Below are 12,450 nucleotides of genomic sequence, written 5' to 3' on the forward strand. Positions count from 1 at the left end.
TCGTGACGATCGTGCGGTGGCCGCGGGACACAGCATGGACGCCGCCCGTTGGCGGGCGATGTCCGACCAGGCCATGGCCCGATCGCGGGCCGGTTCAGGCGGGTGGAGCCGCGTGCCACGGCCCGCGCATGCTCCTACTACGACTGGGCCTGGACCGAGATCAATGCCGATCAGCACCAGCACCTGCTGATCCGCCGCAACCCGACCAGCGGCGGACTCGTCTTCTACCCGTGCTGGTCCCCACGACAGGTGCCGCTATCCGAGCTGGTCAAGGGGGCCAGGGCCAGGTGGTGCATCGAGGAGTACTTCTGGGCAGCGAAAGACTGCTGCACTGGTCAGACTGGCGCAGACACCACCAGACGACGGCCCGCCGCAGCCACTACCGGCGACGAGTCACCGACCCTGCGACCGGATAGATCACAAGTCGGGGCGTGTTAAGAGCGCGCTCCAGCACCGCCCGGGTGACCTGGGTCAGCACCCGCCCTCGCCCAGCAGGGCCACACCGGAGGCGTCGGCGCGGTTCGTCAGCCGCTCGACGACCTCGTCCACCAACTCGTCCACCAACTCGTCCACCAACCCGTCCCCGACCGGCTCGACGGCCGGGTTCTCGCTGTCGGTAGTCATGTCCGTCCGTTCCGGCCGGCAGAGACCCTTGCCGAGCCTCGGCCAGCCTTGCGCATCACGGACTTACGTGATCTTTCGGATGCTCTCTGAGCTCACGGTCAGAGGGTGGGGAACGCCGGGAAAGCGCAGGTGGGGGCCGTGCCTGGGCCCTTGGTGGTGGTCAGGGTGACGTCGGGGCCGGACGGGTGGAGGTTGGTGTCTGTGGTGGTGATGCGGGCGTGGGTGGCGGTCGCCGTGGTGACGTCGAGGTTGAGGTGTGCCAGGGCCAGTTCGAGCGGGTGGGCTTTGTCCAGTCCTACCAGGGTGGATTTCGCGCCGCTGGGGGAGTGGGTGGCGGTGAGGCCGTCGACGGTGATGCCGGTGAACGAGGGGGTGTTGGAGCCGCTGCCGGCGGAGTAGTGGGTGTCGAAGACGAGTGGGGCGCGGACGGCGTCGAGGCAGGTGTTCTGGTAGGTGACGCCGGTGACCTTGCCGCCGTTGACGGGGGAGCTCTTGATGCGGATGCCGGTGCTGGAGGCGCTGGCGTTGCCGAGGGCGTCGGTGCCGGTGAGGGTGTTGTCGCGGAAGAGGACGTTGGTCACGCCGCTCGTGGTCTCGCTGCCGATGGAGATGCCGTGGGTGCCGTAGAAGTGGTTGTTCGTCACGGTGATGTTGCTGCTGGGCTTGTTGCCGGCCTTGATGGCGATGCCGTCGTCGCCGTCCATGATGAAGGAGTCGGTGATGGTGACGTTGGTGGCGCCGGCCGGGTCGATGCCGTCGGTGTTGCGTGCGGTGGCGGGGGTCTTGACCCGTACGCCCCACGCGGTGAAGCCGTTGCCGCCGTTGTAGACGACATGGAAGTTGGGGGAGTTGAGCAGATCGACGTGGTACAGGGTGAAGTTGTCGGAATTGTCGGCCTGGATCAGGCGCGGGTTGTTCTGGTTGGTGCCGGCCTTCTGCGCGTCGGTGGCGAGCTGCCACCAGCTGGTGGCGGCGCCGAGGATGGTCTGGTCGCCGCGGCCGTCGATGCGGCCCTGGCTGCCGTCTGCGGCGCGGACGGCCTCGATGCCGGCGTTCGCTCCGGCGACGCTGATCAGCGGCTTGCAGCCGCCGCCGGAGGAGGCAAGGGTGCCGCAGCGCGGCTTGCCGCTGATCTGGTAGTCGGCGGGGTTGCGTGAGCCGTACAGGGTCACGTCGCTGTCCAGGAGCAGGACCTCGCCCTGGTGGATGGTCAGTGGTCCGCTGAGGAAGGCGTTGTGGCTGGAGCCGGCGGCCTGCAGACGGATGGCGACGCTGTGTTGTCCGGTCTGGGTGCAGGTGTCGAGGGCGTGCTGGACGCGGACCGTGTCCGGTGGGGTGGCTTCGCTGGCCGGGTCGGTGCTGCGGGTGGGCATGGTCCGGCTGGCGGGGACGGTGGCGCAGACGGTGCTGGGCGGTGCGGGCTCGGTGACATGGCGGGTGTCGCCGGTCGCTGTTCCGACAGGCACGGTCGAGCCGGTGCTGGTCGAGGACGCTTGGCCGACCGGGTTCCAGCCGTCCGTGCCTGCGAGGTACGCCTCGGCGGTGTACTCGCCGGCCTGGGCCGCCGGCAGCTGTGGGCTGTCGGCGCTGGTGGCGGCGCCCGGTCCGGTGTTGTCGTATGAGGTGAGGCGGGCCGAGTGCCAGGAGTAGCCGCTCATGTCGGTCCACGGGGTGATGCTCTTGATCGCGGCGGGGAGCGCGGTGTTGCGGATGACGACCTGGGCGACGGCGGAGGCGGTGGGGTCCCATGGCCGGCCGAGGTGGTAGGTGGCGTCCTTCGCGGTGGAGCGGACGGTGCTGTCGGTGATCAGGAGGCCGTACTTGTGCGCGGTCTCCGTGTTGGCGGCGGTGAGGAAGCCGTTGAGGCCGCCCGCGGGCGCGCCGTCGTCGTCGGCTTGGATGGTGGCGTGGTCGAGGACGGCGGTGGCGTTGCCGAAGATCATGTCGACGTCGCCCTCGACGTAGTCGTTGGCGAAGTACTGACGGGTCTGCGCGGTGGCGTTGGGGGACCAGGTGAGCAGAGTGTCCTGGTGGCCGATGATGCGGTCGTTGCGGAAGACCTGGCGGTCGCCCTCGGCCTCCACGGCAACCGCCTGGGTCGCGCTGCCGGGGTGAGCGGCGGCCCGGTCGAAGGAGTTGACCACGGTCAGGTTCTCGACGGTCAGTCCGGTGGCGGCGAAGGTGGCGGTCGCGCTGCCCTCGGTGCCGAGTTGGCCGCCCCCGGGCTTGGCGGTCCCGGCGGAGTTGCCGTAGGTGATGACGACATCGGCGGGGTTGCCCGTGGCTCCCGCGATGGTCAGTCCGTCCTTGCCGGCCGACACCCGTACCACCTCGTGGTAGATACCCTTGGCGATCTGGATCCGGTCGCCGGGCCGCGCGCCGTCCACCGCCGCCTGCACGGTTCGGTACCGGCCGGTGCCGTCGGCGGCCACCGTCAGCGTGCGGGCTTTCGAGGACAGGGCGGCCTGGGCGATCAGGGGGACGGCGGCGCCACGAGGGCGAGGACTCCGGCGGTGGCGAGCACGCGGCGGGTCGCCGGGCGCCGGCGGTGCGAGCGGTGGTTGCGGTCTGGCAACGGCTTGTCCTTTGGGAGCGGTGGCCTGCGGTCAGCAGGCCCGGTTGCCCCTCAGTTGCCGCCGTGACAGGGGAGGTTGCCGCGGATACGCGAGTCTTTCGGCCGACCGCGGCTGCCCGGTGGCTTCGTCAGCGCGGGGAAGGGAAGTGTCCCCACACCGCGAGGGCGCCGTCGGAGCCTTCGGCGTCCGCGCGGTAAGCGTCGTCCTTCGGATCGCGCAAGCCTGTGGCGTGGTTGTACTGGCCGGCGAAGACGTGCTGCCCCGGCGGCACCGAGCAACCGGGCTTGAGCGTCCAGCGATAGACCAGCGCATCGCCCTGTTCTTGCGTTGTGACGGTGAAACAGTTCGCGGGAAGAGTCTGCCAGTAGCCGGTGGTCTGCACCCCGCCGGTCTGGGCGATCCGCATCTCCACGGTGAGCGCGGTGAGCGGTTGGGTGGTTTTGAGGGTGAGGTTGCTCTGCGCCCAGTAGATCGTGCTGTGCGGGTCGACGGAGCCGTCCGATGACAGCGGTCCCTGCCGGACCTGGGTGCGGCCGGACGGTGCCGGGCTCGGGCTGCCTGTCGGTGCGGTCGGATCCGGGCTCGGGCTGCTGGTGGGTGGGACCGATGGTGCCGAACTGGCAGTCGCGGCTGATGTGGGAGCGGTCGCGATGTCGGGCCGTGGCGGCGGAGTCCGGACCACGGTGACGACGGCGAGGCTGACGGCCAGGATGCCGGCTGTGGCGAGGGACGCGAGAGCCGCCTTCGGCCAGGATCGCCTCGCCCACGACCCGCGGTGGCGGCTCGCGACGGGTGTCATGCCGCGTTCTATGCGGGCCTGGATTCGGGCGCGGTCGGGCTGATAGGCCTCGGCGGCATCGCGCAGCAGTCCGGCGACCTCCTCGTTCAACGGCTTCTCCTGTCGGCCACCAGTTCTTCGGCCGCGCGTGCGCCCATTAGTCGTGCCAGTTCGGTCATGCCCTTCGAGGTTTGGCTCTTCACCGTACCGACCGACACTCCGAGAGCCAGTGCCGTGTCCCGCTCCGACAAATCGAAGGCGTAGCGGAGCACCCAACTTGACCTCCGAGACCCGAGACGAAACGCCCAGTTAGGTCACGGATGACGCAGTGCCAGGGTCAGCAGCGGGATGGCGACGGCCGCGTGGATCACCGGGAGAACGAGGTACGTTCCGCGCCAGCCGAGGTGGTCGGCGAGGCCAGCGGTGATCAGGGGCGGGGCCGAGCCGGCGTCAGCCGGTGTGCTGTGCGCCGCGGTGAATGGAGACGATCTCTACGCGGGCGCCCATCCCTTGGAGGGCGGTAGCGGTGTGGAGGAGGGAGACCTGGGCGAAGGCGAAGAGGGAGTCCACGATGATCGGTTGGCCGTCTTTGAGGAGGATGCCGAAGACGACGGTCGGGCTGGCGAAGGACCGGTCGACGGCCGGACTTCGATCACCATCGCGTCGTGGCCGCCACGCGCGTCCGGCAGCCGCGGTACGTCGATGTCGCCGACGAGCGGTGGGACGAGAACGCCAACTTCATCGCCAGCGCCCGTCAGGACATCCCCCGCCTGATCAGCGAGATCCGACGACTTCACCGTCTTCTCGAAGCCAAGAACCGGGCATCCGGTGATAGATGACGGCCGTACCGGCGCAGAGCGCTCGCTCCGGACGTGCGGTATTCCGGTGAGTGTTGGAGCTGGAGCCAGTTCCGCGGCGCGTGCCGGCGGCTGGCGAGTAGTCGGTCCAATCACGCTTGAGGAAGGCAGCCATCGGAGCGCGTTGTGGAGCAGTTACTCGCATCTGATCGGTCAGGCGTCGGACGAGTCGATCCAGCTGATCACGGCCACCGGAGCGTCCGTTGGCTGGACGTCACTGGCCGCCGGTAAGGCCGCAGTCTCTGCATTCCTCTACTGACCCAAGGCCGCACCAGGCGCAGACGACGGGGGAGTGCTTCGTACTCACGCGGGTAGCGTACGGCGGAGGTTGCTCAGGCCGGCGCGCGTGGTAGAGGTCCGGGCCGCTGAGTGCGGGGTCATGCACGGGCCTCGTAGCGCGCGCCGGGCCTCGGCCAGCTGGAGTCCATGAATTCGGGACGGTCGATCCGGTGAAAGCAGCGCACCAGGAACTCGGTGAACGTCCCGGCGGTCTCGAACCACTCGCCCTCGTCGCTGCTGATGATGATCCGCCACTCGGCGGGATCGTTCTCGACCGCGCGGAAGAAGTACCGGCTGCCGTGCTCGTCGCTTCCCCACAGCAGCAGAACGCCCGATTGGACGTCGGACTCGTTGACCTCCCACCAGCCCTCGGCGATCTCGCCGTACCAGGCTGGACGCTCAGGTGGGGGTCCCCAGTAGCGCTCCAGCTCGGCCGGCGTGGTGTCCATCGGCCGGTCGATCGTCAGATAACCGTCCACCGAGCCGGGGCCGTACAGATCGAGGAACGCCTTGAAGTCGGCTGGCAGCCGGAAACCGAGGTACCGCTCACTGGCATCCCAGATTGCGGGCCTGGCCCAACCCCAGGACTCCGGTTCCCCGAGGTGCGCGCGTAGTTGCTCGAGCGCGGTCTGGCTCTCCGGCTGGGGGCAGAAGATTGCTGGGGTCAGCACTGCCACAGGAACACGGCCTGTGTGCAGGGCTCGCACGCGAAGGCGTATGCCTCACCACGACCTCCGAAGTTCATCGCTGTGGCGTGGTCCCGTCCTTCCTCGAGCTGAACGACGAGCCTCATCTCCCGTGTGCAGGTCGGGCAGGCCGGGGTCTCGTCGTTCTGCAGCCACGCGGGCTGCCCGCCGAGCTGACCGAGGACGTCAAGAGGAGTTCGGCCCGGCTGCCTCGCCCACTCCGTGTAGGCCTGGCCGTAATCGGCCGTGGTGGACGAAGTCTCGTACGCGACGGCGCTCACCGCGCCGAGCAGAACCGACTCCTCGTCGTCGTCCTCGTCCAGCACGGGCACCGGGATCGGCTGGAGTGCGGCCGTAGGGAACAGCAGTGCGCGGTTGCCGCCCGCCTGCGGATCCCACTCCTCGCACATGCCCGGGTCGTTCTGGCACATGAACAGGGCGAGCACGTCCCGCCCCTCGACGGCGCCCTGGCCGGCGTGGCGGCCGAGATCGTCGAGGAGCACCTGCGCCAGGAACTGCATCGGCCCGTCGCACGTGGAGCACTGAGGCCACGAAGTCCCGGCCGGGGCCAGCGGCACCCCGCCGGTGCGGGTGACAAATGCGGTGGGCTCGGTGGTGCCCGCGTACGTCATCAGGGTCGTCGTCACAGCCGGCGACTCTACGACAAGCCGCTGACACCTCGGCCTGCCACGGCCCGTGGTCGCGACTCCGCCCAGACCCGGACTGGGACGAGGTGGATGGGGCACCCGGTCATCGCGGCTACGTCTTTCGGCGAATGGAACGCCACACGTGCTGCGCCCAGGGCAGGCATCCGGCTCTTACACGGGGAGCCTACGGAGGCGTCCGTGCCAGCTGACACGGGGGTGAGGGGCCGGGCCACTGAGCCTGGGCGCCCGTACCGGCTGTCGGGGGTGGCTGGGACGGTCAAGCCATGGGAAACCTCTACGACTACTATGCGGCCGCCGACGACGCACAGGCCTTGGGCATCTTCGAGGACGGCCGGGTCGACGACCGGTTCGGCACGGTCGGCCTCAAGGGCGTTGACCCCTACGCCCTCCTCGGTGTGGTCGAGGCGGACCTGAGGGGAGTTCCCGAGGAGCAGGTGGAAGCCGACCCGCGCTTCTGCGAGCTGCTGAGCGATCCGCAGCACGAGGGCCACTGGCTCGTGTCGATTACCGACAGCCTTCGTGACGCGCTCGCGATGGCCGGCAGCGGCCGGCTGGAGGAGGCCGCGTCCGTGTGGACGCTCACCGAGGACGGCGCGGGACAGGACGCGGAGCGCCCGGCCAGCGGGTCGGCGAGTAAGTGGAAGGCGGTGCCCGGGAGAACGCCCTGTCCGCGGCTCGGACGGTCTGCGCGGCCATGGCGTACAGCTCACGGCCGACCGGGGTGCCGCGCGGCGGCATCGGGGGGAAGCCCGTTGTTCCGCGCGGCACCCGCCCCTTTCCTCGGGTTCCAGGCCCGAGGGCCAAGATCGGGCCTGGAGTTCGGGGCCTGCGCAGCTGGCGCAGGTTCTCGGTCGGGTACCACGCGGGCGGCCGGGGACTGTTCCGCCCGTGCGGCACCGTTTCCTCTGCGGCACCGTTTCCTCTGGGGTACCGGGCCTGGAGGGGGTTAGGCTCGGAGTTCCTTGCGGTCGTTGCCGCCGCTGATCTGGATCTTGCGGGGCTTGGCAGTCTCGGCGACCGGGATGGTGAGGGTGAGCACGCCGGCCTCGTAGGCGGCGGTGATGAGGTCGGTGTCGAGGGCATCGCCGAGGAACAGCTGCCGGGAGAAGACCCCGAGCGGGCGTTCGGAGAGCTGGATCTCGGCGTTGTCGCCGCGTTCCGTGGGTCGGCGCTCGGCCTTGACGGTCAGCACGTTCTGCTCGACGTTCAGGTCGATCGCGTCCGGGCTGATGCCCGGCAGGTCGAACTGGACGTAGAACGTGTCGCCGTCGCGCCAGGCGTCCATCGGCATCGCGGACGGGCGCGACCACGTGCCGGTTGTTCCGAACACCTGCTGGGTGATCCGGTCCAGCTCGCGGAAGGGGTCGGTGCGCATCAACATCGTCGAGCATCTCCTCGTCGAATCAACGGGCAACTTCGAGACACATCCGTCTGGGCATGTCACCTTCTCAGAGAGTGCTGGCGCATGTCGCTGAACGGCTGAGAGGACGGATGATCAGGCGTACTGGTGAACAGGTGACCTTCAGAGGCCGGGTCATCGGCACCAGGTGCCCCGCGCGAACAGGCGGTGGGCCCAGCGGGGCGGTTGCGGGTGGCGGTCGGTGCGCCGATCGCCCGGCAGTCCGTGGGTTGGCGGCCGGATCGGGCCCTGCCGACGCCATGGCCTGCGGCCGGTGCGGAACCCTTGGTGGTGGGGTGCTGGCCTCGCCGGGCTTACCTCGCCGCGGGTACGGCCTGGCCGATCGGGTCGGGCGACTGGTCGGCCGCGCCGGTCTGGACGGTGATCTTGCGGCGCCGGGAGGCCGAGGCGATGGGGACGGTGATGGTCAGGACGCCGTCCTGCAGGTGGGCCGCGATGCGGCCCGGGTCGAGGCTGTCGGCCAGCTGGATGCGGCGCTCGAAGACCCCGTGGGCCCGTTCGGCGTGCTGGGTGCGCACGCCCTCGCCGTGCGGGGTGGACCGGCGTTCGGCCCACGGTGACCATCCGGCCCAGTGCTTGGACCTCGATCCCCTCCAGCGGGATGCCGGGCAGGTCGAGCGCGATCACGAAGCGGTCGTCCTCGCGCCAGGCGTCCATCGGGATCGGGGCCGGCTGGGACCAGGGCCTGGGGGGCGCCTGGTGGGTCACCGCAGTGCGCACGGACATCGTCGGACACCTCCGGTCCAGAAGGGCTTCGGGTGGTTCGCACCGGTGCGGCGCGACACGACCCCGTTGTAGCCTGTCATCCAGGCGATGACAAGTACCCAGTCAGCGAAAGGGTGACGACATGGAGACGCAGGACACCGGCGCCGCCGGGGTGGGGCCGGCCTCGTTCCTGGCCACCGCCGCCGCGCTGGGCATGATGGACGCCGCCGCCCGCACCGCCCGCCACGCACCCCAGGACGACGCAGGCCAGGCCGATCCGCAACAGGCCCTTTCCGCACTCCTACTGCTGCGCCACCTGCGCGAGGAACTCGCCGGCTGGGAGACCGGCCTGATCGAGACCGCACGCGATGCGGGCGCCACCTGGGCCGACCTCGCAGAACCGCTGGGAGTCCAGAGCCGCCAGGCCGCCGAGCGCCGCTATCTGCGTCTGCGTCCCAACGCGGACGCAGGCACCGGGGCGGGCAGCACCGGCGAGCAGCGCGTCCAGGCCACGCGCGACCAGCGCGCCGCCGACCGCGCGGTGACCACCTGGGCCCGCGACAACGCCGCGGACCTGCGCCGCCTCGCCGGACAGATCGGCGCCCTGGACGGCCTCAGCACGCAAGCAGCCCCCGCCATAGAGCGCCTGCTGGACGCGCTCGGCAACAACGACCCCGCCCGTCTGCTCGCCCCGCTCGCCGAGACCCGGTCTTTCCTGGAGGCGGACCACCCGAAGATCGCCGACCGCCTCGATCAGCTCACCGCCCGGGCCGACCAGCTGCGCGCCGACAGCGACCGGCAGCGCCGCACACCCCCAGCCGGCCCGTGACTACCCCGGGTCACGCCCCTGCCGGTCTGCGACCCGCACGCTGTGGACCGGTTTACCGCCGTAAGCCTGCACGAGGCGCCTGCCCCGGCAGGTGGGGCTCGAGTTGACGCCTGACGGTTCTCGGCGTGCAGACCGCCCGTATCTCCCGGACCGTGACGGCCGCGCCGTCCCCGACCCCAGCCGACTCCCATGACTCCAGCCGACCTGCAGCAGCTGCTCATCGAGCGTGCCCTGGGAATACCGGGCATTGCCGGCGCCGGCAAGCGTGACGACGACAGCCCCTACGGACTGACCGTGACCCTGGAGGGCGGCGGACAGGTGTGGTGGACCATCACCGGCGCCAGCGGCCCCGCCCCCACCATCACCACCGGCGACGGTGACGGCGCCGAGAGCGTGGAGGCGCCGGACCTGACGGGCTCGTCGGTTCCGGTGGCCCTCGTCGAGCAGGCCCTGGTCGCCGCCGCCATCGCGGCCGACGACCCGGCCGGCGGGATCGTGCGCGTCGACCGGTACAGCACGCTCCCGGACCCGCCCGCCGTTCGCTACGGCGCGACGCTGGAGTGCCGCGACGGATGGAAGCTCTTCCTGTCCTGCTACGGCACCACCCGCCCCGGCCACACCCGCCCCGAGCAGCCCTACCAGCCCCTCAGCCACATCTGAACACCCCGGGGCCGGCCACGCAGCACACCGGCCGGCCCCGGCAGCTCGACCCCATCCGAACCCTTTCCACCACTCGAAGGAGACGCCTCCCGTGGCCAGTCCGACCCAGACGCTGGAGTTCCAGGCGGAGACCCGCCAGCTGCTCCAGCTGGTGATCCACTCGATCTACTCGAACAAGGACATCTTCCTGCGCGAGCTGATCTCCAACGCCTCCGACGCCCTCGATAAGCTCCGCCTGGAATCCCTCACCGACACCGACCTCGCGGCCGACACCTCCGACCTGCACATCACCCTGGAAGTCGACCGGCAGGCCCGCACCCTGACGGTGCGGGACAACGGCATCGGCATGACCCGCGAGGACGTCGTCGACCTGATCGGCACCATCGCCAAGTCTGGCACCGCGAGCCTGCTGGCCAAGATCAAGGAGGCCAACGACGCGGAAGCGGCGCAGAACCTGATCGGCCAGTTCGGGGTCGGCTTCTACTCGGCGTTCATGGTCGCCGACAAGGTCACCCTGCACACCCGCCGCGCCGGCACCGAGCAGGGCACCGCGTGGGAATCCGACGGCGAGGGCACCTACACCATCGCGCAGGCCGACGACCTGCCGGTGGGCACCTCGGTCACGCTGCACCTCAAGCCGGCGGACGGCGAGGACGGGCTCGGCGACTACGTCGCCGGGTGGAAGATCCGCCAGATCGTCAAGCAGTACTCGGACTTCATCCGCTGGCCCATCCGCATGGCCGCCGAACCCGTCAGCGCGGACGCCGAATCCGGTGCCGCGGACGAGGCCGTGGACGGGGCCGCAGGCGCTCCGGAGACGCTGAACTCGATGAAGGCGCTGTGGGCCCGCCCGCGCAGCGAGGTGACCGAGGCCGAGTACAACGAGTTCTACCGGCAGATCAGCCACGACTGGCAGGACCCGGCTGAGACGATCCACATGCGCGCCGAGGGCACCTTCGAGTACGAGGCGCTGCTGTTCATCCCCGCCCACGCCCCGTTCGACCTGTTCTCCCGCGACACCAAGCGGGGCGTGCAGCTGTACGTCAAGCGCGTGTTCATCATGGACGACTGCGACGCGCTGATGCCGAACTACCTGCGGTTCGTCAAGGGTGTCGTGGACGCCCACGACCTGTCGTTGAACGTCTCCCGCGAGATCCTGCAGCACGACCGCCAGATCACCGCGGTACGCCGGCGCCTCGTCAAGAAGGTCCTCGCCGCACTCAAGAGCACGCAGGCCACCAACCCCGAGGCCTACCTCAAGCTGTGGGAGCAGTTCGGCCGGGTCCTCAAGGAGGGCCTGATCGAGGACCGCGACAACACCGAGGCGCTGTTGGAACTGGTCAGCGCCGCCTCGACCAACGATGCGGAGAAGCCGACCACGCTGCGCGAGTACGTGGAGCGGATGAAGGACGGCCAGGACGCCATCTACTACCTGACCGGCGAGAACCGTGCGATGGTGGAGCACTCCCCGCACATGGAGGCCTTCACCGCCAAGGGCTACGAGGTCCTGATCCTCACAGACCCCGTCGACGAGATCTGGACCGACCAGATCCCCACCTTCGACGGCCACCGCTTCCAGTCCATCGCCAAGGGGCAGGTCGACCTCGACCACGACGCCGACGGCGACGTCAGCGACGAGGCGAAGGCGGAGAAGGCCCGGCGCGAACAGGACTTCGCCGACCTCCTGGCCTGGCTTGAGACCACCCTGGCCGAGCACGTCAAGCAGGTCCGCCTCTCCACCCGCCTGACCACCTCGGCGGCGTGCCTGGTCGGTGACGCCCACGACCTGACCCTCACCCTGGAGAAGATGTACCGGGCCATGGGCCATGACCTCCCCCCGGTCAAGCGGATCCTCGAACTCAACCCCACCCACCCGCTCATCACGGCCCTCCACCAGGCCCACCAGGCAAAGCCCGACGACCCGGCCCTCACCGACATCGCCGAACTCGTCCACGGCAGCGCCCTGCTCGCCGAAGGCGGCGACCTGCCCGACCCGGCCCGCTTCACCCGCCTCCTGACCGACCACCTCACCCACACCCTGTAACCCCCACCGGGGTGCGGCCCGCCGGACGCCCGACCAGCCCGGCCGGCCGCACCCCGCATCGTGTTCGGCCGTCCCCGCCCGGCGCACGCCGCAGGGAAGGGTCTGAGGCGCTGCACACGAGTCGCGTCGAACCGGGCGTCCCGCCAGAGCCGAGCCCGGCCCCGGCGGGACGCGCGTGCAGCGCCCGCCTCGGCATCCACGCCCCTGTTGCACCGCCGCCATCACCCGCTTCGGCCGCCAGACACGGAAGCCGGCCACCCGACCGACCAAGGAGACAGAAGCGTGTACCAGTACACCGACCGCAAGAACCGCACCCTGGCCGAC

Annotated in this window: 11 protein-coding genes and 3 pseudogenes; 5 read left to right on the top strand and 9 right to left on the bottom strand. The window is 70.1% G+C overall.

The window, feature by feature from the left end; genetic code table 11:
- Positions 1–436: 436 nt before the first annotated feature.
- From ACZ3UD_RS31160 to ACZ3UD_RS31180, 5 genes and pseudogenes are all read right to left on the bottom strand, one after another.
- Positions 437–624, bottom strand: a pseudogene (locus tag ACZ3UD_RS31160) (IS256 family transposase); the annotation flags it as partial.
- Positions 625–722: 98 nt separating this feature from the next.
- Positions 723–3,056, bottom strand: coding sequence for a pectinesterase family protein (locus ACZ3UD_RS31165; RefSeq protein ID WP_465595145.1), 2,334 nt, complete (start codon positions 3,054–3,056; stop codon positions 723–725).
- 271 nt (positions 3,057–3,327) lie between these two features.
- Positions 3,328–4,089, bottom strand: coding sequence for a hypothetical protein (locus ACZ3UD_RS31170; RefSeq protein WP_465595148.1), 762 nt, complete (start codon positions 4,087–4,089; stop codon positions 3,328–3,330).
- Positions 4,086–4,265: pseudogene (locus tag ACZ3UD_RS31175) on the bottom strand (sigma factor-like helix-turn-helix DNA-binding protein); the annotation flags it as partial. The gene ACZ3UD_RS31170 and the pseudogene ACZ3UD_RS31175, both read right to left, overlap by 4 nt.
- Positions 4,266–4,428: 163 nt before the next feature.
- A pseudogene (locus ACZ3UD_RS31180) lies at positions 4,429–4,644 on the bottom strand (DUF6119 family protein); the annotation flags it as partial.
- Between ACZ3UD_RS31180 and ACZ3UD_RS31185 the strand changes: the two are divergent.
- Positions 4,644–4,817, top strand: coding sequence for a hypothetical protein (locus tag ACZ3UD_RS31185; protein WP_465595151.1), 174 nt, complete (start codon positions 4,644–4,646; stop codon positions 4,815–4,817). The pseudogene ACZ3UD_RS31180 and the gene ACZ3UD_RS31185 sit on opposite strands and share 1 nt — an antisense overlap.
- A 395-nt stretch (positions 4,818–5,212) precedes the next feature.
- Here the strand turns inward: ACZ3UD_RS31185 and ACZ3UD_RS31190 are convergent, their stop codons facing one another.
- On the bottom strand, positions 5,213–5,791 hold the full coding sequence (locus ACZ3UD_RS31190) for an SMI1/KNR4 family protein (RefSeq protein ID WP_465595154.1): 579 nt from the start codon (positions 5,789–5,791) through the stop codon (positions 5,213–5,215).
- Positions 5,779–6,447: a DUF1963 domain-containing protein gene (locus ACZ3UD_RS31195; protein ID WP_465595157.1), complete on the bottom strand. Its 669-nt coding sequence runs from the start codon at positions 6,445–6,447 to the stop codon at positions 5,779–5,781. The genes ACZ3UD_RS31190 and ACZ3UD_RS31195 overlap by 13 nt, the downstream gene beginning before the upstream one ends.
- 284 nt (positions 6,448–6,731) lie before the next feature.
- Here ACZ3UD_RS31195 and ACZ3UD_RS31200 point away from each other — a divergent pair, with 284 nt between their 5' ends.
- Entirely contained in the window at positions 6,732–7,418 is a 687-nt protein-coding gene (locus tag ACZ3UD_RS31200) for a hypothetical protein (protein WP_465595160.1), read from the top strand.
- Here the strand turns inward: ACZ3UD_RS31200 and ACZ3UD_RS31205 are convergent.
- Both ACZ3UD_RS31205 and ACZ3UD_RS31210 read right to left on the bottom strand, forming a co-directional pair.
- Positions 7,415–7,849: an Hsp20/alpha crystallin family protein gene (locus ACZ3UD_RS31205; RefSeq protein WP_465595162.1), complete on the bottom strand. Its 435-nt coding sequence runs from the start codon at positions 7,847–7,849 to the stop codon at positions 7,415–7,417. The genes ACZ3UD_RS31200 and ACZ3UD_RS31205 overlap by 4 nt on opposite strands.
- 332 nt (positions 7,850–8,181) lie before the next feature.
- The gene (locus tag ACZ3UD_RS31210) at positions 8,182–8,406 is read right to left on the bottom strand and encodes an Hsp20/alpha crystallin family protein (protein WP_465595165.1); all 225 of its coding nucleotides are present in this window, start codon (positions 8,404–8,406) and stop codon (positions 8,182–8,184) included.
- Between the two features lie 329 nt (positions 8,407–8,735).
- Between ACZ3UD_RS31210 and ACZ3UD_RS31215 the strand changes: the two genes are divergently transcribed.
- The 3 genes from ACZ3UD_RS31215 to htpG all read left to right on the top strand — a co-directional run bounded on the left by ACZ3UD_RS31215 (position 8,736) and on the right by htpG (position 12,126).
- Complete coding sequence (locus ACZ3UD_RS31215) at positions 8,736–9,422, top strand: type III effector protein (RefSeq protein WP_465595168.1); 687 nt, start codon at positions 8,736–8,738, stop codon at positions 9,420–9,422.
- A 189-nt stretch (positions 9,423–9,611) separates the two neighbouring features.
- Positions 9,612–10,082 (top strand): hypothetical protein, encoded by a 471-nt coding sequence (locus tag ACZ3UD_RS31220; protein WP_465595171.1) that lies wholly within the window; start codon positions 9,612–9,614, stop codon positions 10,080–10,082.
- Positions 10,083–10,173: 91 nt separating this feature from the next.
- Complete coding sequence (gene htpG, locus ACZ3UD_RS31225) at positions 10,174–12,126, top strand: molecular chaperone HtpG (protein ID WP_465595174.1); 1,953 nt, start codon at positions 10,174–10,176, stop codon at positions 12,124–12,126.
- The last annotated feature ends 324 nt before the right edge of the window (positions 12,127–12,450 follow it).

It is taken from the genome of Kitasatospora sp. NPDC023118 (genome assembly GCF_055560875.1).